Genomic DNA, 25045 nt, shown 5'->3' on the forward strand with positions numbered 1-25045 from the left:
GGTGGTTTCCATGGTGTGACCGGAAGTCGTCGCTGATCGCTCCGACATCGCGGCTAATCGCTGGCATCCTGCGGATGCTTTATACTGCCTTGCGTCTGGGGAGGATGCCAGCCACTAACCGCGATGCCGCCGCAGACGATTTTCGGTAATCGTGGGTATCATGAATCACGCCAGCAAACATCTTAATTCGCTAGACTGCCGCATATCTCCGGTTGATAACCAGATTGGGCTTAAGCGCTCATGTATGCACCCTTAAGGGTGCAAGCAGCTAGCCGGATGTCGGAGCGTTAGCGACGACTTCCGGTAGCTTTCACAAACAAAACGGCACCCTTTGGGTGCCAGCAACGGATGAGATCCACCTACCACAGCCTGTATTACCATCTCGTGTTTAGTACCAAATACCGTCGCCCCAGTATTCGACCGGAATGGCGTGCACGGCTTCATGAATATTTGGGTGGCACCGCCAAAGGTTTGGGTGAAGCCCCACTTGGTGTTGGCGGCACCGAAGACCATGTGCACCTGTTGTTGGGCCTGCGGACGACTTCAGCTCCGGCCCGCTTTGTGCAAGAGTTGAAGAAGGCGTCGACGCGCTGGATGCAGGAAAAGCATGATCCTACCTTTGCCTGGCAGCAGGGCTACGCGATTTTCTCGGTCAGTGTGACACATTTATCGGCTGTGCAGACCTATATTTCCGATCAAGAGGCGCACCACCGTGAGGTGGGGTTCGAGGAGGAGTTTCAAAAATTGCTTCTGAAGCATGGTCTGGAGTATGAGCCGCCTTATCCAGAACGAGGCGACAGTCTGGCATCCTGACGGATGCTGGGTGGTTTCGTAGCCTTACCGGAAGTCGTCGCTGATCGCTCCGACATCGCGGCTAATCGCTGGCATCCTGCGGGTGCGGGAATGCTCTGGCCGCTTCCGGGAGTGTATGGCTCTCGGGGCTGTCTTCAATTCCCTTAAGGATGCCAGCGATTAGCCGCGCTGTCGCCGTAAGCGACTTCCGGTTGCCCCCGTTAACAAGAACCGCACCCTTTGTGTGCCAGCAATAGCTGGCTCGATAGCTCCTGTGTTTCGGGCGGCTTCCGGCTCGCGATTGCCGCCGGCGCGGGTGCCACCGACATCCGCCCGCCCTTCGTTCCCTCATCTTTGCCGTGAGGCGACGGTTGACCTGCTGACTTTTTTCGGGCATATTGCGCGCAACCCCACAAGGCGGCACTCCGGGTGCTTAAATAAGGAGCAGGATGGACTTTACGCGTTATTCGGTCGACCAATTTTTCGACGAGATGTTTGCAGGCGGCGACGAGCCGCGCGCTCACTACCGGCGCCTGTTCGAGGCGTTGAAGAACCTGAGCGAGGAGGAGTATCAGGCCAAGCAAAAGGCCGTGGATCACGCCTTTCTGCGGCAGGGCATCACCTTCACGGTGTATCATGACCAGGAGGGGACGGAGCGGATTTTCCCGTTCGACCTCATCCCCCGGATCATCCCGGCCCGGGAGTGGGCCTACCTCGAAGAAGGCCTCATTCAGCGGGTCACCGCCCTCAACCTCTTCCTCGAAGACCTTTACCACGATCAGAAGATCCTGAAGGATGGCATCATCCCGCGTCATGTGGTGGACAGTGCTGAGCATTTTCGACCAGAGATGAAGGGGGTGAAGGTGCCGCAGGGGATTTACGTCCACATTTGCGGCTCCGACCTCATCCGTGGGGCCGACGGCGGCTGGTATGTGCTCGAAGACAACGCGCGCTGCCCCTCGGGCGTCAGCTACATGCTCGAAAACCGTCAGGCGATCAAGCGTGCGTTCCCTCGCTTTTTCCCGCGCGCCGGCGTGGCCCCGGTCGCCAATTACGGTGACGAGCTGCTGAAGGTGCTGCGCCACATCGCGCCCAACAACAACCCAGACCCGACGGTCGTCATTCTCACGCCGGGGCCGTATAACAGCGCGTATTTCGAGCACTGCTTCCTGGCCCGCCAGATGGGCATCGAGATCGTCGAAGGGCGCGACCTTATCGTGCAGGACGACCGCGTATACATGCGCACCACCCGCGGCCTCCAGCGCGTGCACGTGATCTACCGCCGCCTCAACGACGACTTCCTCGACCCCTGCGTCTTCCGCCGCGACTCCATGCTGGGCGTGCCCGGCATCATGCGCGCCTACCAGGCCGGTAACGTCGCCCTCGCCAACGCCGTCGGCACCGGGGCCTGCGACGACAAGGTGATGTATTACTACGTCCCCCGGATGATCAAATATTACCTCGACCAGGATCCCATCCTCCCCAACGTCGAGACTTACCTCGCCGGGGAAGCCAAGGACCGCCAGTACATCCTCGACAACCTCGACAAGCTCGTGGTCAAGAGCGCCAACGAAGCGGGCGGCTACGGCATGTTGATGGGCCCCAAGGCCACGAAAGAAGAGATCGAGGAGTTTCGCCTCAAGATCATCGACAACCCCCGTAATTTCGTCGCTCAGCCCATGATTTCGCTCAGCCGCGTGCCCACGTGGTCGAAAGAGCACGGGGTGGCCGGTCGCCACGTCGACCTGCGCCCGTTCATCCTCTATGGCGACAAGCCTCGCATCGTGCCCGGTGGCCTCACCCGCGTCGCGCTGCGCCCCGGCAGCATGGTCGTCAACTCCTCGCAGGGTGGGGGCTCCAAAGACACCTGGGTGCTCCGTGAAGACGACGCCCCCGCCGAAGAAGGCTCCGCCGCCCCCAGCCAATCCATTTAAGCCGCTTTACCCATGCTTTCCCGAGTCGCCGACTGCCTTTACTGGATCGGACGCTACATCGAACGCGTCGAAAACACTGCCCGCCTGCTCGAAGTGAATCTCCAGCTGATGCTGGACTTCGATTCCAACGACGAGGGCGCCGAAACCAACTGGCAAGCCGTCCTGCAGACGACCCTCTGCGTGAAGTCGTTTTACGAGGAACACCAGACGGCCAACAACCAGACGGTGACGGACTTCCTCACCTTCAACCGGCAAAACCATACCTCCATCATCAGCAGCATCCATGCGGCCCGCGAAAACGCCCGCATGATCCGCGACCAGATCACGGAGGAGATGTGGGAGGCCATCAACGAGCTTTACCACTTCGTGCGCGAGTCCAACGCGGAAGCCGTGTGGCATGACGACGTGTATACGTTCTTCCGCCGCATCAAGGGCTACGTCTACCGCATGCAAGGGCTCACCCACAGCACCTATGTGCGCAAGGAGGGCTACAAGTTCATGCAAATCGGCCAGTTCCTGGAGCGCGCCGACCAGACGACCCGCATCCTCGACCTCAAGACCTACCTCCCGCTGCCCGAGACGCAAAGCGTGGGCGGGGTGGCCGACGGGGCGGGCTGGGTCGCCGTGCTGAAGTCCAGCAGCGCCCTCGATGCCTACCTGCACGTCTACCCGGCCGACGTCCAGGGCAGCCAGGTGGCCGAATTTCTCATTCTCTCACCCGACTTCCCGCGTAGCCTGCGCTTCTGCCTGCGCCAGATCGACCAGCACCTGCGCGCGCTCAGCGGCACGGGCGAAGGCTTCTTCTCCAACCCGGTGGAAAAGGCAGTGGGCCGCCTGCGGGCCGAAGTCGCCTACACCACCCGCGAAGAAATCGACGAGGAGGGCCTGCACCACTTCGTCGACCGCGTCCAGCGCACGCTCAACGAGATCAACAACGAGATCTTCGAGACTTACTTCGCTCTCCCGGCCTTCGATCTGGAGAAAGAAATCGCGCGCTTCCTGCCCGAGACCCGCCCGATGCAAAGCCAGTCCCAAACGCAAGGCACCCAGTCCCAAAAGCAGGGGTAGGGGAGCGAGCAGATTCACGCAGAGCCGCGAGCCCTGGCGAAGGCTGGCGGTACGCCTTGGTCGATAAGCTCGTCCACCAGAGGCCAGAGTGTCTTATTCCTCTTCAGGCTCCTCAACTTCTTCCGTCGCCTCTGGCGATTTCACACGGCGCAGTAGCTGCCACTCGCCTTCCTGCGCCATCACTTCGAAGGCGGGCGGGTTGGCTTCTTGGACGCGGAGCTTGTTGCCATTGGGGTTGCCGATCTCACGCAGGCGATAGGTGTCGTCGAGCGACAGGCCTTCGGGCAGCTCGTTGGTGTTCACAATCCCGTGCATCCAGAGCAAGGCGAGGTCGTGCTGGCGCCCCACCTTTACCATGGGCAGCGTCTGGTGCCAGGTGATCTGGTAGCCGTTGAACGTGATTTCGTAGCCCAAGTGCACGGTTTCCTTGCCCTCGGCCTCCAATTCATCGGCCAGCCGGGCCAGCAACACTTCGATCGAACGCTCCGGGGGGATCGATTGGTTGAAGAAAACCGCTATGTGGATGCGCCCGTAGACGTTGTTCGCGCCCAAGGCCAGCAAGCCCAGCACCGGCAACAAGGCGACATGCCGCCAGCGCTTGCCCTCCAGCTGGCGGGCCAGCCACCACCACGGTAGCACGAGCAAAACGGCCTGCGCGGGCCAGAGGAAGTATAGGCGGCGGTAATTGGCGGAGGCGCTCTCGGCCGAGCTGGCGAGCACCACCATCAACAAGGCGAGGCCGGCCCCCGTGGTCCACAGCAGGTAAAGCCAGGCCCGGTCGCGTGGGCGCTCGCGCTTCAACGTACGCCGCGTCTCCACCAGCGGGGCCAGCAACACACCCGTCAGAAAGGCGGCGAAGAGCACCCACACTACCCACGGGTTGCCAAAAGGCTGGAAGTTGGCCACCAGCGGTGTTTCGAGCACCACCGCAGGGTCAAACAACTTGCTGGCCGGTTGCCCGCTCTCCGTCCCGGGCGGAGGGACTACGGTCTTCAGCTCGGGCCGGAACTGTTCGGGCGCAGGCTGCCATTCGCCGTCCATATACAAGGTGCCATCTTCGGCCATAAAAAACCAGGCCCCCGTCTCCGGCCACATATGCCAGTATCCAAGCCGGCCCTCGTAATCCTTGCGCATCGTCTGCCCCCACACGGTGCCCCAGGTCTGCGAGCCGAACCACCGGCCCGCATCCTCGTCGGGGTTGGGTTCGGTGCCGGGCACCAGCTTCACGTCGTCGCGGGTCAAGACCGGTGCGGCCTCGAACTGGACGCCCGGCAAGGCTTCCCGCCCGATCATCGAGACGAGGTCGGCATAGCCGCGCGGGTGTTCCCAAGCCAGGAAAGGCGACCACACCGCCAGCCCCAGCACGGTGCCGACCAAGGCTGGCTTCCATGGTAGTGCACGCCACCCCACCACCCATGCCACGCCAAAAAGCACGGCAGTCGGTAAAAACTCCAGCATCCAGAAGCAGCCGACAAAGTAGATCAGCACGGCTGCGCCAAAGGCCCAACGCTTGCCTCCCCGCGCCCAGGCGTCGAGCGCCCACAGCAGCAGCACCATAAAGAGCGGGTGCGCGCGCGGCCACAGGTTGAAGCCGAAAAACCAGCCCGTGGGCAGCAGCAAAAAGAGCGTCGCCACCAGCGCGGCCCAGCCGAGGCCCAACGGCTTGCGCAGCCATAGCACCAGGCAGACCGCCGTCGCCAGCATCATCAAGGTGCCGCCCCAACGCTCGGCCTCGCCCAGGTGGTGGGGGGCAAACAGCCCGCCCAGCGCCAGCCCGTAGGCCACCCCCGGCGGATTGACCGACATCAGGCTGTTGACCCCGCCGTGGATGGGCACTCGCCCGTGGCGCAGCAGCTCATAGGCGTTCTGGCCCTCCATGTTCAAGTCCGACGTGATCAGCGGGCTGACCGGGGCCCCCACGTTGCCGAGGAAATACAGGACCATGCCGACAAAAAGCACGAGCAGAAGGAATAAACGGCGGAGCATCGGGATCAGAAGGAAACCACGGTTGGCGCGATAGGCCAGCGCGTTTTGCAGCAGAAGACAAGCCAGCACTCCGCTTGAGCCGCGCCCGTAGTCGGGGTATGCTGCCCCTGAGTTCCGCCCTTCAGACTTCTCACCATGATGATTCGCCTCCTTGCCCTCTCTGCCAGCCTGCTCACCACCCTTTCCGCCCAGCGGATCGACGCGCTCTACCAGCAATACTGCGCCAGTTGCCACGGCGATGACCTGCAGGGCGGCTCCGGCAGCTCGCTTGTCGACGGCATCTGGAATCACGGCGGCACCGACGCCGACCACGCCCGCATTATTCGCGAAGGCCTGCCTCAGATGGGCATGCCCGGCTTTGGCGACGGCCTGAGCGAAGAGCAAATCCGCGGCATGGTCATTTACATGCGCGAGATGGAGCACCGAGCAAAGCTGGAGGGTATCCGCGAACGGGCCCGCCCCACCGACGGCGTCGTCACGAGCGAAGCACACAAGTTCCGGCTGGAGCGCGTAGTGGAGGCCAGCGACAAGACGTTCTGGTCGATCGACTTCCTCCCCGACGGCACTCCGCTCCTCACCGCCCAGCAAGGGCAACTCTACCGGGTGGAAAAGGGCGGCAAGCTGCGCGAGATCACGGGCATCCCGGCGGTGCGCTACGGCGGCCAGGGCGGCCTGATGGAAGTGGCAGCCCACCCCGATTACGCCGAGAACGGCTGGATCTACCTCTCTTACAGCGATGCGCGCTTCGACGACGTTTCCTTCACTGCCGTGGTGCGCGGCCGGATCAAAGGCGACAAATGGGTCGACCAGGAGACGATTTTCGAGGTGCCGGAGAAGTTCATGCACCGCACCCGCCACCACTACGGCAGCCGCTTCGTGTTCAAGGACGGCTACGTGTTCTTCGGCATCGGCGAACGCGGGCAGGATGCGCTGGCGCAGGACCTCAGCCGCCCCAACGGCAAGATCTACCGCTTGCACGACGATGGCCGCGTGCCCGAAGACAACCCCTTTGCCGACGACCCCGACGCCTTCCCCGGCATCTGGGCCTATGGCGTGCGCAACCCCCAAGGCCTCGACCTGCACCCCGAGACGGGCGAACTGTGGGAGACCGAGCACGGCCCGCGTGGCGGCGACGAGGTCAACCTCATCGAGCCCGGCAACAACTACGGCTGGCCCACCGTCACCTACGGCATGAATTACAACGGCACGCCGATTACCGACCAGACGACCGCACCTGGCATCACCGACCCCATCCTGCACTGGACGCCCTCCATCGCCGTCTGCGGCATCGACTTTTACGAGGGCGACAAGTTCCCACAGTGGCGCCACAACCTCTTTGTCGGCGGCCTCGTGACCGAAGAGCTGCACCGCCTCGTGATCGACGGCCACCGCGTCGTCAAAGACGAAGTGATCCTCAAGGACCAAGGCCGCGTCCGCGACGTCGCCAACGGCCCCGACGGCTACCTCTACGTGCTCCTCAACACCCGCTCCCCCAGCCGCGGCAGCGTCTACCGGCTGGTTCCGGCGGAGTAGGGGGAGCGGACTGGCCTTCGTGGCACCCCCTGCCGGGGTGCTCTCGTATCGCGGGATCTTCCCGGGGTATCGGTCCGCCAGATGGCGAACCTCGACCCCGGGCTAAGTGATGGCATCCCTCCGGGATGCTGGACCGATCGGCAACTCTCTGGAAGGGATCGGAAGCGTAGCCTTTTCTAGAGCCTGTGACGCTGCCTTGCATCCTGAAGGGATGCTATCACTAAGCCGGTGGTTGAGGACGGCCTTGCGGCCGACACCACCGGTATGCCACACGAACGGAACGCACCCCGGAGGGCGTGCCACTGAAGGGGAATGTTTTTTTCTATGGCGTCTCTACCGAATCAACCGCTTTGCTCCGTTCCTCGCGCTGGTAGATGAGGTAGACGAGTTTGTTGTAGGTGCTCACTTCCTTTTCAACCGCTTCCCAATAAGAGGCGTCGGCACCGATTGGCTCCGGATCGTTCGAATATCGAGCGACAATTGGGCGCTTTTTTGTCTCCATCTCTGCCATTTGCCCTTCGTCCAAGCCCGGCAGACGGTAGCCGAAGAAGTAGCTCCCGACGGCGAAGAAGGGCAGATCACCCGTTTCGAGGGCAGTGGCGAGTTCCTGACAGGCTGGAATTACCGGCGGGGGCTGGATTTGTACTGGGGCTGAAAAGAGGAGGCCGGGTAAAGTCACGAATAAGAGTAGAAGCGTCGTTTTCATTTCGGCTGCATATTACGAGTCTCACAAATCCTCGCCGCACTGGTCGCAGTAGCGGGCGGAGGGGCGTTGGTCGGGGGAGCCGCAGCGGGGGCAGCGACGGCCGGGGCGGGTGAGTTCTTCGCGGGGCGCACGGGCCAGCTCGGCCGTCACGATGCCGGTGGGCACGGCGATGATCGCGTAGCCTGTCAGCATGATGGCGCTGGCGAGAAATTGGCCGAGGGGCGTCTGGGGCGAGATGTCGCCGTAGCCGACTGTCGTGAGGGTGACGATTGCCCAGTAGATGCTCGTGGGGATACTGGTAAAGCCGTTCTGGCCGCCCTCCACGATATACATGAGCGAGCCCATCAGCGTCACGAGCACGGCGACGGTAAGGATGAAGACGGTGATCTTGTAGCGGCTGGCCCGCAGCGCGGTGAGGATGACGTTGGAGCCCTGGATGTAGGCGAGCAGCTTGAGCACGCGGAAGATGCGCAAAGTCCGCAACAGCCGCAGCATCAGGATGTATTCGGCCCCTGGCAGTAGCAGGCTGAGGTAGGTGGGCAGGATCGAGAGCAGGTCGACCACGCCGAAAAAGCTGCGCTGGTAGCGACGGGCCGAGGGGGCCGACCAGAGGCGCAGCAGGTATTCGACGGTAAAAAGCACCGTAAAGGCCCACTCGGCGGCGCGCAGCACCGGCCCATATTGGGCACGCCAAGGCTCAACGCTCACGGCCATGACGGCCGCCACGCTGGCGAGGATCGAGAAGATCAGCAGCACGTCGAAGGCCTTGCCCGCCGGGGTGTCCGATTCGAAGATAATGATGCGCGTGCGTTCACGCAGAGACTGAGGCGAGCGATCCATGACGGCAGTTTGGCGGCGACTGCGGCAGCTTTCAAGCGCGCGGGATTGACCGTCGCGCATGGATCGCTACACCTGAGGCAGATGTCGCTGCCTGCTGCACCCGTCCGCCTCCGGGTTGTCACGAGTCACCCGATCCAGTATCAGGTGCCGGTCTGGCGGGCGCTGGAAGCCCGGGGAGATCTCGATCTGGAAGTGTGGTTCGCCTCCGACCACGGGCTGAAGGAGACCCGCGACGCCGAATTTGGCCGCAGCATCCGCTACGATGTGGACTTACTGGGCGGCTACCGCTCCCGCGTGTTCCCGAACTACGGCCAGTCGAGCGGCAACGGCCCGCTGCGTTACGTCAACCCGGGCATCTGGCGCGAATTGCAGCGCGGCGGCTACGATGTGGCCTTCTTTCACGGGATGCACTACCTGACGCATGGGGTGGGGATGCGGCTTGCGCGCAACGCCGGGGCGAGCGTGCTCCTGCGGACAGAGACTTACAACCTTGGTCAGCCGGAAATGGGCCTGAAGCGACACGTGCGCGATTTCTGCTACCGGGCGCTGACCTTGCCGACCGACCGCGTGCTGGCGCTTGGCGCTTGTAACCGCGCCTTTTATGAGAGTATTGGGCTACCCGCCAAACGCATCGGCTGGGCACCCTATGTGGTCGACGACACCCTCTTTCGCCAGAGCCGGGCTGCCTTGGACGGTCAGCGCGACCGCCTGCGCGCTCAATGGGGCCTGCCGCCCGAGCGCCCGGTATTGATGTTTTCCGGCAAGCTGATCCCGAAAAAGCAGCCGCTGCGCCTGTTGGAAGCCTTCCTCGGCTCCGCCATGCGGCAAACGTGGTCGTTGCTGATCGTGGGGGAGGGCGAGCAAAAGGCGGTGGCCGAGCAGATGGCCGCCGAGGCCCCCGATGCGGTCGTGCGCTTCACCGGCTTTCTCAACCAAAGCCGCCTGGCCGAGGCCTACGAGGCTGCCGACGCCCTTGTACTGCCCAGCGCCTATCAGGAGACCTGGGGGCTGGTGGTCAACGAAGCGCTGCAGTTTGGCTGCGCGATCATTGTCAGTGACCGAGTGGGCTCAGGCCCGGACCTCGTGGCTGGGCGCACGGGCGAAGTCTTTCCTTACCACAAGACGGAAGCCTTGCGGGCAATCCTCGACCGCTGGGCGCAGGAGCCGGGGCTGGTGCGGGCCTATCAGGCGCGCGCGGCCGAGACCATCGCGCCCTACACCGTTGCCCGTCAGGCCGAGGCTATTGCACAGGAAGCGCTTCGGCTGACCCGGTCGGCAAGTTGGTAAAGACCAGGTAGCCCATGTAGGCGAGGTAGGCGGCGAGCAGCAAAAAGCCCTCCTTGCGGTCCACGCGCCCCACGCCCCAGAGGCCGGCAAAGATAAACAGGGCCAGCGTCAGCCCCAGCATCAGCAAGCCGTCGCGCCAGAACAGCATCGGGTCGACCGGCAAGGGCGAAACGACGCCCGCGATGCCCAGCACCATCAGCGTATTGAAGAGGTTGGAGCCCACTATATTGCCCAGCGCCAGGTCGTGCTGCTTCTTCATTGCGGCGGTGATCGACGAGGCCAGCTCGGGCAGCGAGGTGCCGATGGCGACAATCGTCAGGCCGATCAGCAGCTCCGAAACGCCCAGCAGCTCGGCGACGCGCACGGCGCCCCACACCAGCACGCGGGAGGAGGCGATCAGCAACAGCAGGCCGATCAAGGTCCACACAATGGCTACCTTGAGGGTGTATTTGGGCTTCTCCGTCGCCTCGTCGCCCTCCGGCGGCGCAGCCATCGGGTCGTTGGGAGTCTGTTGCGATTGCCAGATCGACCAGCCCATGAGGCCGGCGAACACCACCAGCAGGCCGATCGCATCGAGGCGGCTGACCGTGCCGTCGGCAATCTGGTAGAGCGAAAGCGCGGTGACGCCCACCAGGATCGGCAGCTCGCGGCGGATCACCTGCGAGTGGACGGCAATCGGGCTGATCAGCGCCGTGGTGGCCAGGATGAAGGCGATGTTGGCGATGTTGGAGCCGTAGGCATTGCCCAGGGCAATGGCTGGCGCGCCCTGGATCGAGGCCAGCACCGATACGATGATCTCCGGAGCGGAGGTGCCGAAGCCGATCACGAGCATGCCGATCAGCAGGGGCGGCAGGCCGAGGTGCTTGGCCGTATCGGACGCGCCACCTACAAAACGGTCGGCGCTCCACACGAGCAACACGAGGCCGACGATCATCGCAATTATCCCAAGGAGCATGGCGAGGGAAGTTGGCCGGAAAACGCCAGTTCCGCCAGCTTTGTCGGTCGAAAACTCGGCAGATTTTGCGCGTGGCGGCGGAGTGGGGCATTTTCTAGGGTCTATGGCCTGTTTTGCTAAAGAATTCTCGATAGCGGCCGCTCTTACATGCTGGCCCCTATGGGCTTGTAGTCACCACAAATCTGCGATGGCTACTTGTCCTGCAACTAGTTGTGAGGAATGGTTCTCTTTTTCGTGACTGCCTTACGCCAAATGGCCCCGAGCCCAAACAACGATTGCCAACCTTGGTCGGAACGCTTTGGATGGGGTTGCGCTGCGATTGTGTCCCCACCGGGGCCGTCCGCGTACGCTCCGACTCCCGGGGTGGCCGACACGATTTCTTCTTGCCTCTGATTCATGCCCAAGGTCCTGGTAGTCGATGATGCGACTGGGGTGCACGACATGTTGCGCACCCTTTTTGCGACCATGGACCTGGAGGACGCTTACGCCCACAGCGGCGCCGAAGCGCTCAAGATTTACGAAGGGGGCGACATCGATGTGGTGCTCTCCGACGTGCGTATGGAGCAGATGGATGGCATCGTGCTCTTGCGCCGCCTCAAGAAGATGGACCCGAATGCCGTCGTCATCATGATGACGGCGCTCGACCGCAAGGACGACATCCTCGCGGCGCTCAAGCTCGGCGCCTTCGACTTTTTCATCAAGCCCTTCCTCGTCAACGAGTTCAAGGAAAGCCTGCGTCGGGCCTTCGACGAGCGTCGCCGCCGCTTGGCCCCCGTGCTCGGGCAGGCCCAGCCTCCAGTGATGAAGGCCGCCGGCGTGATCGAGACCGAAAAGCTCCGTCAGCTGCGCCAGAAGCTGGAAGAAAGCGAAACCTCCCTTGCCGCCCGCGAAGCCGACCTGCTCGACCGCGAGGCCGAGCTGGAAGAGCGCGAGGTGGAAGCTGCGGCTGAGCTGCAACGTTATGAAGCCCAGCGCAAGCAGATCGAGCAGCGCGAAGCCGAGCTGGCCGCACTGGAAAAAGACCTGACGTCTCGCGCGCAGTCGACCCCTGCCTGGGCCGGAACCGGCGGAGACGACGAAGAGGCCGCTCCGGCGGTCGACCCGCATCTCGTCGAAGAGCTGCAATCCCAACTGGCCGACCTGCGCGACATGTTGGCCGAGCGCGAACGGGAGATCCAGGAGCTGCACCAGGCCGGTGGCGCCGCCGCCGAGAGTAACGACTGGGCGGCAGCCGACCTGCTCGGCTTTGGCGACGACGAGGAAATGGACAGCGGCCCGGTGACGGACGAATCCCTTTTGGCCCGCGAAGCCGCCCTTCGCGAGCGCGAAGAACTGCTGGCCGAGCGCGAAGCCTTCCTCGAACAGAGCGAAAATGCCCTCTTCGACAAGGGCCAGCAACTCCAGGAGCTGGAGACCGAGCTGGAGCATCGCCGCGATCAGATCGAATACCGCGAGCAAAATGGCGGCGGAGGCGGTGGCATCTCCGCCGAAGATCAGGCCGAGATCATGCGGATCAAGGAAGACATCGAGACTCGCGCCCGCGAACTTGCCGAACGCGAACACCGCCTCAAGGAGCGCGAACGCGACATCAAGAAAGCCGAAGCCCTGATCAAGGCCCGCGAGCAATACCTCCGCGCGAGCGAAAGCATCCTCTTCAACAGCGACGACTGATTCGTTACTCGAAGCGCTTTGTCATCGGCCCGGCCAGCACGCCGTGGATGAGCACGGAGAGGAAGATCACCAGCCCCACGAACGACCAGAGGAAGCCGGCCTCCGCAAAGGCGTGCTTCTCCAGTGCGTAGGAGAGGTAAAAAGTCGAGCCCACGCCGCGGATGCCGAAAAACGAGATGATCACGCGCTGCCCGCAGGGTATACCCGAGCCCCAGAGGCCGATCCAGCCCGCCAAGGGCCGTACCACCAGCACAAAGACAAAGGCAAGTGCGACCGCGGGCCAGGTCAGCGAGTCCAGCAAGCCGCCCGCGATGGAGCCGCCGAAGAGGAAGAGCAGCACCGCCATGAGGATGCGCTCCAGGTTTTCCGCAAAGTCGTGCAGCGCCTGGTGATACTTGTGCTCACGCTCGCGCCGCCGGATCATCAGGGCCGCGACGAACACCGCCAGAAAGCCGTAGCCATGCAGCAGCTCCGTCGCCGCATAGGTGATGAGGGTCACGGCCAGCGCTGCGATGCCCTCGCCCGTGCGCGTCTTGCTTCCCGGCAGGTGCGTGCGGAAGATCAGCCACGCCAGCCCCATGCCGAAGGCGATGCCGCACAGGGTGCCCATCGTCAGCTTGTAGGCGACGTCCCACGCCAGCCAGTGCCCCCAGTCCGTCGCGCCCAGCGAGCCGGCCGCCGCGACGGCCAGCGCCAAATGGGTAAACGGAAAAGCCAACCCATCGTTGAGGCCCGATTCGGAAGTCAGCCCAAAGCGCACCTCGGTCTCTTCGCCCTCCTGCGGGGGCCCAGCCTGCACATCTGCCGCCAACACCGGGTCGGTCGGTGCCAGCACGGCCCCGATCAACAGCGCTGCTGCCGGGGCCAGGCCGAGCACCCACCAGCTGAGCCCGGCAAAGGCCGCGATGCAGAGCAACATCGTGATGGCGAGCAGCCGCCACGTTGTCATCCAGCGTCGCCAACCCAGCGGTCGGTCGAGCTTCAGGCCCACGCCCATCAGCGCGATGATCACGAGAAACTCGCTCAGGCGCTCCACCGCATAGTTATTTTCCAGCGGGTCGAGCGGGATGAGCCCCAGCGGCAGGTTAAACGCCACGAAACCCAACCCGAGCGAAATGATCGAAAGCGAGATCGGCTTGCCTTGCACAACGTAGGGGACCCAGGCCGCGCCGAAGCAGGCCAGCCCGATCAGGAGCATCCAGATGTTGACGTTGTTCAAGGGCTTACGGAAAAGAGGGTGAGAGTGGGGTAGGGCACGCTGGGTATTTCAGCAGCCCGGGTGCCAGCCAGCTCCAGAGGCGGAGCCCAGTGGGCAGCCCAAAGGGATTTCTCGTTGGTTGACGCTCGCCGCCCTTGCCAAGCGGTGGAAATGGCCCATCTTGTGCCGCGATGCGTGAACGGTTGATTATCGGCTGGAAGGAGATCATCAGCCTGCCGGAGTGGGGCATTGGCGGCATTACCGCCAAGTCCGACACCGGGGCGCGGAGCTGCGCCATCGACGTGAGCAACATTCAGGAGCTGGAAGACGGCCGCATCTCCTTCGAGGTGATTCTTGCCCGCGGCTCCGAAGCCCGCACCCGCCCGGTGACGGCGGAGGTGGTGGGCAAGACGGTCGTGCGCTCCAGCAACGGCCGCAGCCAGCTCCGCTACCGCGTGCGCACCCAGGTCAAGATCGGTGAATGCCTCAAGGCGGCCGACTTTACTTTGGTCAACCGCCGCCGCATGATCCACCGCGTGCTCTTGGGCCGCCATTTCCTGGCCCACGACTTTCTGGTTGATCCCTCTCAGGTCTACGTTCATGGAGGCAGACCAACGCGTCGCTCCGCCACAATTCGCAAAGCCTAGAAAACCTTTTTTATGTCGGCCGTTTCTTCTCTCAACCTGGCCATCTTGTCGCGTAACCCCAAGGCCTACAGCACCCGTCGCCTGCGCGAAGCCGCTCTGGCGCGCGGGCATCGCTGCCGGGTCATGGATACGCTCAAATTCGGAATTTACGTCGAGCAGACCAAGCCTGCCCTGACTTATAAAGGGGAGCCCATCGACGATTACGATGCGATCATCCCCCGCATCGGCGCCTCGATCAGCTTCTACGGCGCCGCCGTCGTCCGCCAGTTCGAGCAAATGGGCGTCTTCAGCGCCAACTCCGCCGTCGCCATCTCCACCGCGCGCGACAAGCTGCGCTCGCTGCAAGTCCTCAGCCGCCACGACATCGGCATCGCCCACAGCGCCTTCGTGCGCCAGAAGAGCGACGTGCTACCCGCGATCCAACGCCTCGGCGGGGCCCCCGTGATCGTGAAGCTGCTGGAAGGCACGCAAGGCATCGGCGTGATCCTGGCCGAGACCGAAAAGGTAGCCGAGGCGATCATCGAGACGCTCCAGGCCAAGGAGCTGAACGTGCTGATCCAGAAGTTCGTCAGCGAGAGCAAGGGCCGCGACATCCGCGCCTTTGTGGTGGGCGACCGCGTGGTGGCCGCCATGCGTCGGCGCGCCGTGGGCGGCGAATTCCGCAGCAATGTGCACCGCGGCGGCATCACCGAGCGCGTGCAGCTGACCGAGGAATACGAGCGGACGGCCGTCCGCGCCGCTCAGATCATGGGCCTGCGTGTGGCGGGCGTCGACATGCTGGAGGGCAACGAAGGCCCCGTCATCATGGAGGTGAATTCGTCGCCCGGCCTCGAAGGCATCGAGAAATGCACCGGCATCGACATCGCGGGCGAAATTATCGATTACACCGCCGAGCACGCCCGTTTTGACGACCTCGACGTGCGCCAGCGCCTCTCCTTTGCCCGGGGCTACCTCGTGGCGGAGTTTACCGTCACCGAAAACTGGCACCTAGTCGGCAAGACGCTGGCCGAATCGGGCCTGCGCGAGCGCGACATCGTGGTGATGAGCATCAATCGCGGTGGCCAGCACTACCCCGTGCCCCGAGGCAGCGACCTGCTGCACCCGGGCGACGTGCTGCTCTGCTACGGGCCCAAGCTCGCCCTGCGCGAATACTTGCCCACGCTCGAGCGCAAACGCAGCAAGCGGAGCAACGGCGAACCCTCGGCCAAGAAAGAGTCCTAACCGCTTTTAGTAGGGATTGACAGCCGGGTGGCTCAGCAATAGCTGTCGGAAGACGTCTACTCGTTTCCAGAAAGGCCGCTTATGCTCCCTCGCCACATCGCAACCAATCGCGTCCAGGACGCCCTCCGCATTTTGCTCGGGGCGACCATGGTCTTCGCTGCCATCAGCCACGCCACCTTCGCTCGCGAAGGCTTTCAGGCCCAGGTGCCCGACTGGGTGCCTTTGGGCAAAGACCTCGTCGTGCTGCTCTCGGGCGTGGTCGAACTGGCCCTTGGGCTGGGCATGATCTTCGGCACGCACTGGAAGGTCTGGATCGGGCTGGCCCTCGGCGTTTTCTTCATCCTGATCTTCCCCGGCAACGTCAACCAGTACGTCCACCAGATCGACGCTCTCACGCTCGATACCGACCGCAAGCGCTTCATCCGCCTCTTCTTCCAGCCCGTGCTCGTCCTCTGGGCCCTCTGGTCGACGGGCGCCCTCAAGGCCCTGCTCCAGCGAAGGAAAGGGTAGGGGGGCGCTTCAAGGACAAGTGGCCGCGCTGGCTTTGGGGTCCTTTGGTCTTAGTGGCACCCAAAGGGTGCATTTCGCGGGGGGACGGTAACCGGAAGTCGCCTGCGACATCACGGCTAATCGCTTGCATCCTTCGGATGCAAGGCAGCCCAAGGGCGTAACGCCATTGTTACCCCCGTGTTAAAACTGAAAGAGGAAGTTCAAGCATCCGCAGGATGCCAGCGACATAGCCGGATGTCGGAGCGCTAGCGACGACTTCCGGTAAGGTACCTAAAACAGATGCACCCCGCACGGGGTGCCAGTGGCCGCGCTAAAAGATGGCTTCTCGCGTCCCTTTGGCGTCTCCTTTTCTTCTCCCTGCCCCCTTCCTACTCCTTCGTCACCGTCAGCTTTGGAGCGTGCAGGCCGGAGCGGAAATCGAGGGTGAAGCGGTAGCGGCCGGGCTCGGAGAGACGCAGGGTAAGGTTGCTGGCGTTGCCGGTGCCGGAAAGGCGGAAGGGTGTGCCCAGCTCCAGCGCGCCTGCGCCGCCGAAGTTGGCGTCGGTCCAGTCTGCATCGGCCAGCTTGAACTCGTGATCGCCTGCCGGCAGGTCGAGCGATAGGCCATAGACGCGGCGGCCTTCGTAGCGGAGCCGTTCGCGGTCGCCGAGGCCGGCGTTGCCCCAGTCGTTCATCGAGCCGCGCACAAAAATATCCACCGCGTAGATCGGCAGGTCTTCGCCCGGCGCGCCGAGGGACTTGGGCACTTGCCGGGCCGTCAACACCACCAGGCTCAGCGGCGGCACGCGGACCTGGCCTTCTCCCATCACCTGATCGGCGGGCAAATCGGTGCCCTCCAGCGCGGCGTGGGAAATTGGGTGCAGCCCCTGCTCGACTTCGTTCAGGGCGGCGTGGCGGAAGGTGATCTCGCGGTCGTCGCCGTTGAGCAGCAGGAGAATCCAGGCGCGGTCTGGGTCGAGCCGCTCTTCGCCGAGGTCGGCCAGGCTGAGGGCGATCAGGCCGGGATTCTCGGCGCTGCCGGGGTTGAGAAACGTGAGGCAACGCTGCACATCCTCTGCGGTGCGCAGGCGGAAGAGCGGGCTGCTTTTGCGCAGGGCCAGCAACTGGCGGAAGTAGTCGCGCTGGGCTGCGATCTGCTCCGGGCTGGGGCGCAGGGCCTCATTGGGCATGGTCGCCTGCCAGTGCGGCCAGTTGGCGCGGTTGTCGTGGTCATTGCCCGGCGGCAGGCCCACGGCCCAGTTGTTGTGCGAGGCGTCCCAGAAGACGCGGTTGAACCAGTCGCCGCTGTTGTAGCTGTTGCGGTCGCCGCTTTTGGAGCGCAGCAACTCGACCCCGGCGTGGAAAAACGGCACGCCTTGCCCCACCGCGAGGCAGGCCAGCCCCAACCGTGCGCGGCGGATGATGCGCGCGAGCTCCTCCGGGCGGCTGTCGTGGCGGCCATGGCGCAGCATCAGCTCGTCAAAGAGCGTGTAGTTATCGTGCGCGGTGAGGTAGTTGACGTTTTCCTGCGGCTGCTGGGTGTAGGTGCCGCCCGCGTCGACGCCCGGCAGCGAGACGTTGACGAGGTTGCCCGCGAGGCCGTTGCGCACCCAGTTGATGCGGCGGAATTCACCGTCGATAAAGCCGCGCTGCTTCTTGTGGCCCAACCCGTCGCGGATGCGGTCGTTAAAGCTGCCGATGCCGGTGCCGCCCAGATTATCCTGAAAGGCCGCCTCGCCGCGCCGGAAATCGAGCAGCGAGCCAAAGGCCCAGCCTTCGCCGTAGAGGTGGATGCGCGGGCCGTCGACGCCGTGCTCCTCCAGCGACAGCTCGTCGAGCGCCTTGCGCACGGCCTTGAGGTTCGCGACCGTGTGGTCGCCCATGATGTCGAAGCGGAAGCCGTCGATCTTGTAGACGCGAGCCCAGTGCACGATCGCGTCGACCATCAGCTTTTCGACCATGCGGTGCTCGGTCGCCAGCTCGGGGCAGCAAACGTGATCGTAGGCGTGGCCTTGGCGGGTGCGACGGTAGTAGTAGCCGGGCACCAGCTTGTCGAAGACGGACTTGTCGCCGTGGCCGTTCTGGAAGGTGTGGTTGAAGACGACGTCTTGCACCACGCGCAGGCCGATGCCGTGGAGCGCCTGAACGGCTTCCCGCAGCTCCCGGACGCGCGGCGCGCCGTGGGGGTCGGTCGCGTAACTGCCTTCGGGCACAAAGTAGTGCACCGGGTCGTAGCCCCAGTTGAAGCCATCTTCGTCGCGGTGGCGCTCGACGATGGCCTGCGGCTCTTCGGATGCCGGGCCATGGCCATCCGGCTTAGGCCAGAACTCGCGCAAGTGCGGCCCGGCCTCTGGCGTCGAGCCAAAGTCGTAGATCGGCAAGAGGTGCACATGGGTGAGCCCGGCCTCGGCGTGGGCCTTGAGGTGCTGCATGCCCGTGCTCTCGGTGCAGGTAAACGCCGCAAAGGAACCCCGCAGGTGGGCGGGCACGCTCTCGTCGTTGATCGAAAAGTCGCGCACGTGCAGCTCGTAGATCACCCAGTCGACCATCGGCAGGCCGGGCTTGGCGAGGCGATTCCAGCCCTTGGGCTGCAGCTCCGCATCGTCGAGGTGCACGATCTGGCCGAAACGGCTGTCAGTTGCGAGGCTCGGCGCGTAGGGGTCGATCACCTCGTGGGTGCAGACGCGGCCCGCCATCGGGTCGTAGACAGTGGCTTGAAAACGGTAAAAGCAGCCCTTCCAGTCGCGGCGGCCTCGGATCTCCCATACACCGCGCTCGCCCTCTCCGCTCAGGCGTTCGAGCGGCACGAGTTGAAAGCTGCCGTGGTCTTCGGCCCGGGCAGAGACCCGCACCTTGACCTCGTGGGCAGTTGGCGCCCAGACGCGGAGGGTCGGCACGCCGCTCTTCCAGATCACGCCCAGCGGCCCGTCGTAGGTGTATAAAGAGTCGAGCAGGCCGGCGTTCTGGATGCCCGTCGCGTCGACCACTTTGCCATTGCCGTCGAGCGCCACGATCACCAGGTGCCCGGCGGCCAAGGCTTCGAGGTCACTGGCCTGGCAGGTATCGAGCAACACTTGCTGGCCCGTCCATGGGTAATCGCGGTGGAGCTGGCCGAGGCGGGTCTGGTCGGTGATCACCTCCAGCGGGAAGTCGCGTCCGCCATCCGCCGTCAGGACCGCGCTCTCATGCCTCAGAATTTCCCCAGTGGGGTGGGCGTAGAGCTTGAAGTGGAGGCCATCGGCAGACTTCAGCGGCCAACTGATGGCGTCGCGCTGTAGCCAGCGGGCGGCAGCTCCGGTGATGGGTTGCGGCTCTGTGGAGGCGGAGTCGGGCACAACCGAGTAGTATGGGGGGATTAGCGTAATGTCTAGGAGCTATGAGCCTTTTACGCCCACTTTTGTCCTGCAGAACAAGGCTCGTGCTTGCAACCAGACAGAGTTGACTATGTTAGGGGCATGGATTTGCAATTCTCTGGGAAGACAGCCCTTGTGACGGGCTCGACTGCTGGAATCGGCTTTGCCATCGCCAGGACCTTGGCCGCCGAAGGAGCCGCCGTGATCGTGAACGGCCGCCACGACGACCGGGTGGGCGAGGCGGTGGCGGAGATCCGCCGCGCCTATCCAAACGCGCCAGTAACGGGGCTCGCGGCCGACCTCTCCACCGCGCAAGGGGTCGAAGAGCTGACCAATTCACACCCGGATGTGGACATTTTGATCAACAACGTCGGCGTCTTCGAGATCAAGGACTTCAGCGAGATCCCCGACTCCGATTGGCAGACGTTTTTCGACGTCAATGTAATGAGCGGCGTGCGCCTTTCGCGCCATTACCTGCCGGGTATGAAGGCGCGCAACTGGGGCCGCATCATCTTTATTTCCAGCGAGTCGGCCCTCAACATCCCGGAGGAGATGGTCCACTACGGCATGACGAAGACGGCGCAGCTCGCCCTTTCGCGCGGAATTGCCGAGCAGACCAAGGGCACGGGCGTGACGGTCAACAGCGTGCTGCCCGGGCCCACCAAGTCCGAAGCCGTGGGCGCGTGGCTGGAGGAGATGGTGAAAAAGGGCGAAGCGAAAGACGTGGAGGAAGCGGGCCGCAAGTTCGTGAAGGCCCACCGCTCGGCCTCGCTCATCCAGCGCGCGGCCGACGTGCAGGAGGTGGCCAACGTGGTCGCCTTCGTCGCCAGCCCCAAAGCCTCTGTGATCAACGGCACCTCGATCCGCGCCGATGGCGGTGTGGTGAAGCATATCCTGTAGGGGGCGCGCTACAAACTGCGCTTCCGGCTTGGCAGAAAGGCGGGGGGCGGCATATTCGGGGCCATGGGTAATCGCGCGGTTGTCGTGGGTAACATCGTCCTGAGTGTGCTGATCGTCGCCTTCCTGTTTTGGCTGATCTACGCCTTCGAGCTGAAGGAGGCCACCTTTACGCTCCCCTGGCTGCCGAGCTTCAACGCCGCCTGCAATGCGCTCTCGACGCTGCTGGTCGCGGCGGGCATCCAGCGGATCTACGCGCACGACAAGCGGGGCCACGGCTACCTGATGGCAGGCGCCACCGCCGTCAGCGGGGCGTTTCTCGTCGGCTACCTGCTGCACCACACGCTGCACGGCGATACCCGCTACCTGGGCACGGGGCTGCTGCGGCCTCTCTATTTCGTGATCCTGATCACGCATATCATTATGGCGACGCTCACCCTGCCGCTGGTCACGACCACGCTCAGCTTTGCCGCCCTGCGCCGCTTCGACGCGCACCGCCGCATTGCCCGCTGGACTTACCCGTGCTGGCTCTACGTCTCGATCACGGGCGTCGTGGTCTACGTGTTCCTGCGCTGGCTCAATCCGGCGGCGTAAGCCAGCGAAGGCCGCGCTGCACCCACGTGCGCCCCTCGCCATCGGCACGCAACTCGGGTGTGCGCTGCAGGATCGCTTCGCCCCAGGCCCGCGCGGTGACTTCGCCCGAGCGCGGGTGCACCGCCTCGCCGTAGAAAACGATGCGAAACGTGTCGGACCTCACCGCCAGCCATGGGCCGAGGGCCAGCAGCAGGTCGGCCTGATCGATGACGCCCGGTAAGGCCAAGGCGGGCAGGCCGTCGAGCCGTTCCGCGTCTGGATAGAGCGGCTCCACGGTCGGGAAGGTGCCGTCGCGCGTGGTCAAGGCCGGGCCGACGGCTTCAAGTGCCTGCTGCAGCCATGCGCTGTCTGCCAGTTCGGCCACGCTGCGCCAAGGTTCGGAGCGCTGTCGGTTGCCCTCCGCCAGCCGGGCGGCCAGTTGATCGAGCTGTGCGGGGGAAAGTTCGCGACCACGGGCTTGACTGGCGGCGCGAGCCAGGCCCGCCTCGTCCACCGCCTCGCCGGCAGCAGGTGCGTAGAGCGGCAGGGTGCTTTGCGGCAGACGCTCAAATGCCAGCTCCAGCCAGGCCCGCCACGCGGCGTAATGGGGGCTGTTGAGGTTAAAGGTGCCTTCGCGCAGCACTTGCGCCGCTGCCGCCGGGTCGGTCGGCTCGGGTAAGACGGTGCCTTCGGGCCAAGGCACGAGGCTGGCTTGGTCGCCGGCAAAAAAGGCGGAGTCGAGCCACGCATTGGGCCCGCCCGGCCAGCCAAGCCCTTCCAGCCCGGGGGCGTTGCGCAGGGCCGACCACGAGTGGACGGGTGCGCGGGGCCAGTCTAGCCAGGTGGCGCGGGTGGCGGTGGGCTCGTGCGTGCGCCAGTTGGGGCTTTGGAAATAGCCGCCCGCCCAGTTCGAGGCGCTCAACGGACGGGTGGGATCGATCGGCCGCCCTTCGCCGCCCCCCTGATCGAGGCTAGCCACGCCCGTGACCAATGGCCGCTCGCTCCACTGCCAATGCGCGCCCCAGTAGCGGTTGGCCGGGCGGTAAGTGTCGCTGTTGACCACATACACCGCCGGGTTGCCGCCTTGGGCGACGGCCAGCGGCGGTTCGAAGACCCAACGCTGGGCGGCCAAGGGGATGCCCCCCTGGCTCGCGTAAGCGTTGTCGACCTCATAGCCGTTCTCGGCAAAGCCGTGGGCGAAGGGGATCAGGTGCAGGCTATAAAGCGCGTCGCTGAACTCGACTTCCAGCCGGTCGAACTGCACGTCGACGTAAAATTCGTTGCTCAGGCGGCGTGCGAGGCCTTCGGGCTGGCGGGCCAGATCGGGCTCCAGGCTGCGATACACTTCGCCCGGCTCCAGTCGCCAGCCCGCCACATCCAGCCAGCTCACGAGGTTGCGCTCCCGAGGCTCACCCTCGCGCAGCAGTTCGTCGAGCGGCAGCCATGGCGTCTGATCGCGCACGCTCCAGCCCGAGCCGTTGCGGCGGTAGCTTGTCACCCGCACGGCGGGCAGGTCTTTCCAGACGAGTCGTGCCGCCTGCTCGTAGCCCATAAAGGTGGAGGCAGGGAAGGCGAGCGGCCAGGGGTAGGGGTTCCACAGCTCGGCCTGCACGTGGTAGCGGAGGTTGAGCGAGTAGCGGTTCCTCACGTTGGGCGCGCCAAAAACGTATACTCCGGCCTCGACGGCCGCCTCGGTCAACCGTGGTCGAGGGGCGGCCACGCCGTGGCTTGCCTTCAGCTCCCGTTGCTCGGCGTCCCAATACAGCGGCGCGTCGGTCATAAACGCGGCGGCCTGGGCTTCCGCAGCGCTCTGCAGGCTCCAGTTGACTCGCAAGCCGCTGCCATCGGGGGCTGACTGCACGCCACGACTCCAGGCCGTCGTGCCCCTTTGCTCCACCGCTGCTGCTCCCGGGGCATAAGTGCGATGCGCCCGCATCCCCTCGTCTGCCACCGCGTAGGCGTAGCGGCCTGCCAACTGGCCGTCCGGGGTCCGCAGCTCGACCAGGGGAGCGGCCAAGCCATGCGCCAGTGTAGCGAGCGCCGTATCTGGCGCGTCGACCCCCAGGAGGGCCAGCGGCTGATCCTCTTCGCCCCACACCATGAGCGTCTCACGCCCCTCAGCGGAAACGGCAAGATGGGTAAAACGTGCGTCTGCCGCCATGAGGGCTTCGGCCTGCATCCGTGCCTGCGCCAAGCCCGTTAGCGCTTGCCGGCGAGCCAGCTCCTGTTGCCATTGCAGCGTATCGTCACTGCGTTGCAGAGACTGCCACCGCAACACCGCCACGACGAGCAGTGCCACGGCGGCCAGCACCAGCAGAGCCCCCGCCAGCGCAAAACCGCGCCGCCGGGCGCGCAAGGCCGACGGGAAGCGCCGCATAACGGTGGAATTAAACATTTCCTTTACAAACAAGGGCTTGAATACAAGATGCAGGCATGCAGAAGCACCCAGATTTGCCAGAATTGGCAGTCCCGGACCCGGTGTCGATTGCGATCATCGGCGGAACGCACCTCAACGACGCGATTTGGGAAATGGGCGCGTTGCAGGGCCGCTTCCATGTCGAGACGGAGGCGGGTGAATCTCCGCCGCTTTATCTGGGCGAGTATGCTGGGGTCCGCTATCTATATGTGCACTTCCACGGCGAGAACCGCTGGCTGAGCACCTGGATGGCTCTCCACCAGCTGGGGGTGCGCGAAGTCATTACCGGCGCCACGGCAGGCGGGATCAACCCGGCCTTCCGCCTCTTCGACCTCGTGGTGCCCGACGACTTTGGCGACCTCAATATCGACCGCCCCACCGGCATCCCGGTCGACTATCTGGGCGGTCCCGATTTTGCTTTTCCCCGCTTCACCCCACCGATGGACGCCACGCTGCGGCAGATCCTGATCGAGCAGTGCCGTCAGGTCGTCCGCCCTCGCCGGGAGTTCGACGACATCAGCATCCACCCGGTCGGCAGCGTCTGGCAGGCCCGTGGAGGCCGGTTCGAGACCGCATCGGAGATCCGCTCGCTGCGCACGCAGGGGGCCGACCTGGTGACGCTCAACGTGGCGACCGAAATCACCTACGCCCGCCAGCTCGGGATGCACCTCGCCTGCCTCAACCTGATCAGCAACCCGGCCGAAGGACTCGGAGCGTGGCGCTGGGATACGATTCGCGAGGTTTACACGCGCTTCAACGCCGTCTGCACCGAGATCGTGCTCAGTTGCCTGCCACGCATTGCCGCCCTCGACCCGGCCCTGCCGCGTAGCGGAGACGCCTTGCGTCAACATCCGCCCTTTGAACGGCCAAAAAAGTAAACCATACTCGGAGTAAGGTTAACAGGTTTCAATTTTTAGGCGGTAGCGCACTTCAAAATGAGGCAAAGAGACCGAAAAAGAAACGACCGCTTTGGACCTGCCACTCGTAACGCGTCATGACTCTGACCCTCATCGCCACCTCACCGAGAACTGTTCGACAAAAACACTCGAGTGAGCCTTTCCCAAGTGGCCGCCCGGAGAAGCCCATGTCAAAAGCCCGTCTGTTTTACGCTGAGGACAACAACATCAATCAGCGCGTGCTTGGCGCAATCCTCAAGCGGTTCGGCGTCAGCTGCCAGATGTGCGACAACGGGGTCGAGCTGCTCGAAGCCCTGCAGGGCCAACAGGCCGACTTGATTTTTATGGACATCCAGATGCCGGAGATGGACGGCGTTGAGGCTACCCGCCGCATTCGTGCGGGCGAGGCTGGGCCCGGTAATGCCAATGTGCCCATCGTAGGCCTCTCTGCCTTCGCCCGCATGGGCGATGCCTCGGCCTATGCTGAGGCGGGTATGGACGGGTATTATGACAAACCCATCCACGCCGATACGATCCGCCGCGTCCTGACGACCTACCAGCTGTTGCCGCAGGATTAGGATAC

At 64.1% G+C, this 25045-nt stretch carries 20 protein-coding genes; 13 read left to right on the forward strand and 7 right to left on the reverse strand.

All coding sequences use genetic code 11. The annotated features are described in order from the left end of the window. Positions 1-348 precede the first annotated feature (348 nt). The 3 genes from tnpA to Q7P63_02680 all read left to right on the forward strand — a co-directional run bounded on the left by tnpA (position 349) and on the right by Q7P63_02680 (position 3794). Positions 349-813 carry an IS200/IS605 family transposase gene (gene tnpA / locus Q7P63_02670; GenBank protein ID MDP0498980.1) on the forward strand — a complete coding sequence of 155 codons (465 nt, stop codon included), beginning with the start codon at positions 349-351 and terminating at the stop codon, positions 811-813. Between the two features lie 428 nt (positions 814-1241). Further along, a complete protein-coding gene (locus Q7P63_02675; GenBank protein ID MDP0498981.1) occupies positions 1242-2726 on the forward strand; it encodes a circularly permuted type 2 ATP-grasp protein in 1485 nt (494 codons plus the stop codon). A 12-nt stretch (positions 2727-2738) separates the two neighbouring features. Then, positions 2739-3794 (forward strand): alpha-E domain-containing protein, encoded by a 1056-nt coding sequence (locus Q7P63_02680; GenBank protein ID MDP0498982.1) that lies wholly within the window; start codon positions 2739-2741, stop codon positions 3792-3794. A gap of 93 nt (positions 3795-3887) precedes the next feature. Here the strand turns inward: Q7P63_02680 and Q7P63_02685 are convergent, their stop codons facing one another. Then, positions 3888-5780 (reverse strand): hypothetical protein, encoded by a 1893-nt coding sequence (locus Q7P63_02685; protein MDP0498983.1) that lies wholly within the window; start codon positions 5778-5780, stop codon positions 3888-3890. A 135-nt stretch (positions 5781-5915) separates the two neighbouring features. On the opposite strand from Q7P63_02685, the gene Q7P63_02690 reads away from it, so the two are divergent. Next, positions 5916-7313, forward strand: coding sequence for a PQQ-dependent sugar dehydrogenase (locus Q7P63_02690; protein ID MDP0498984.1), 1398 nt, complete (start codon positions 5916-5918; stop codon positions 7311-7313). Positions 7314-7635: 322 nt separating this feature from the next. Here the strand turns inward: Q7P63_02690 and Q7P63_02695 are convergent, their stop codons facing one another. Both Q7P63_02695 and Q7P63_02700 read right to left on the reverse strand, forming a co-directional pair. Further along, positions 7636-8019, reverse strand: coding sequence for a hypothetical protein (locus tag Q7P63_02695; protein ID MDP0498985.1), 384 nt, complete (start codon positions 8017-8019; stop codon positions 7636-7638). Between the two features lie 21 nt (positions 8020-8040). Then, a complete protein-coding gene (locus tag Q7P63_02700; protein ID MDP0498986.1) occupies positions 8041-8859 on the reverse strand; it encodes an ion transporter in 819 nt (272 codons plus the stop codon). 81 nt (positions 8860-8940) lie between these two features. Here Q7P63_02700 and Q7P63_02705 point away from each other — a divergent pair, with 81 nt between their 5' ends. Next, on the forward strand, positions 8941-10146 hold the full coding sequence (locus tag Q7P63_02705; protein ID MDP0498987.1) for a glycosyltransferase family 4 protein: 1206 nt from the start codon (positions 8941-8943) through the stop codon (positions 10144-10146). Here the strand turns inward: Q7P63_02705 and Q7P63_02710 are convergent. Further along, a complete protein-coding gene (locus Q7P63_02710) occupies positions 10100-11101 on the reverse strand; it encodes a calcium/sodium antiporter (GenBank protein ID MDP0498988.1) in 1002 nt (333 codons plus the stop codon). The genes Q7P63_02705 and Q7P63_02710 overlap by 47 nt on opposite strands. A gap of 396 nt (positions 11102-11497) precedes the next feature. Here Q7P63_02710 and Q7P63_02715 point away from each other — a divergent pair, with 396 nt between their 5' ends. Further along, a complete protein-coding gene (locus Q7P63_02715) occupies positions 11498-12772 on the forward strand; it encodes a response regulator (protein MDP0498989.1) in 1275 nt (424 codons plus the stop codon). Between the two features lie 4 nt (positions 12773-12776). Here Q7P63_02715 and Q7P63_02720 read toward each other — a convergent pair whose 3' ends face one another. Continuing rightward, positions 12777-13991, reverse strand: coding sequence for a cation:proton antiporter (locus Q7P63_02720; protein MDP0498990.1), 1215 nt, complete (start codon positions 13989-13991; stop codon positions 12777-12779). A gap of 170 nt (positions 13992-14161) precedes the next feature. Here Q7P63_02720 and Q7P63_02725 point away from each other — a divergent pair, with 170 nt between their 5' ends. From Q7P63_02725 to Q7P63_02735, 3 genes are all read left to right on the forward strand, one after another. Then, positions 14162-14617 (forward strand): RimK/LysX family protein, encoded by a 456-nt coding sequence (locus tag Q7P63_02725; GenBank protein MDP0498991.1) that lies wholly within the window; start codon positions 14162-14164, stop codon positions 14615-14617. Positions 14618-14629: 12 nt separating this feature from the next. Then, positions 14630-15838 carry a 30S ribosomal protein S6--L-glutamate ligase gene (rimK, locus tag Q7P63_02730; protein ID MDP0498992.1) on the forward strand — a complete coding sequence of 403 codons (1209 nt, stop codon included), beginning with the start codon at positions 14630-14632 and terminating at the stop codon, positions 15836-15838. Between the two features lie 81 nt (positions 15839-15919). Beyond that, a complete protein-coding gene (locus Q7P63_02735) occupies positions 15920-16348 on the forward strand; it encodes a hypothetical protein (protein MDP0498993.1) in 429 nt (142 codons plus the stop codon). Positions 16349-16716: 368 nt separating this feature from the next. Here Q7P63_02735 and Q7P63_02740 read toward each other — a convergent pair whose 3' ends face one another. After that, the gene (locus tag Q7P63_02740; protein ID MDP0498994.1) at positions 16717-19662 is read right to left on the reverse strand and encodes a DUF3372 domain-containing protein; all 2946 of its coding nucleotides are present in this window, start codon (positions 19660-19662) and stop codon (positions 16717-16719) included. Positions 19663-19782: 120 nt separating this feature from the next. Between Q7P63_02740 and Q7P63_02745 the strand changes: the two genes are divergently transcribed. After that, the gene (locus Q7P63_02745) at positions 19783-20580 is read left to right on the forward strand and encodes an SDR family oxidoreductase (GenBank protein ID MDP0498995.1); all 798 of its coding nucleotides are present in this window, start codon (positions 19783-19785) and stop codon (positions 20578-20580) included. A 63-nt stretch (positions 20581-20643) separates the two neighbouring features. Continuing rightward, complete coding sequence (locus tag Q7P63_02750) at positions 20644-21171, forward strand: DUF420 domain-containing protein (GenBank protein ID MDP0498996.1); 528 nt, start codon at positions 20644-20646, stop codon at positions 21169-21171. On the opposite strand, the gene Q7P63_02755 is transcribed toward Q7P63_02750, so the two are convergent. Further along, positions 21155-23527, reverse strand: coding sequence for a hypothetical protein (locus tag Q7P63_02755; protein ID MDP0498997.1), 2373 nt, complete (start codon positions 23525-23527; stop codon positions 21155-21157). The genes Q7P63_02750 and Q7P63_02755 overlap by 17 nt on opposite strands. Positions 23528-23583: 56 nt before the next feature. On the opposite strand from Q7P63_02755, the gene Q7P63_02760 reads away from it, so the two are divergent. Both Q7P63_02760 and Q7P63_02765 read left to right on the forward strand, forming a co-directional pair. Then, positions 23584-24444, forward strand: a complete 861-nt coding sequence (locus Q7P63_02760; GenBank protein MDP0498998.1) for a hypothetical protein — start codon at positions 23584-23586, stop codon at positions 24442-24444. Between the two features lie 206 nt (positions 24445-24650). Next, positions 24651-25040, forward strand: a complete 390-nt coding sequence (locus Q7P63_02765; GenBank protein MDP0498999.1) for a response regulator — start codon at positions 24651-24653, stop codon at positions 25038-25040. The last annotated feature ends 5 nt before the right edge of the window (positions 25041-25045 follow it).

The sequence above is a fragment of the Verrucomicrobiota bacterium JB022 genome, from assembly GCA_030673845.1.
Classification (GTDB): domain Bacteria; phylum Verrucomicrobiota; class Verrucomicrobiia; order Opitutales; family Oceanipulchritudinaceae; genus WOUP01.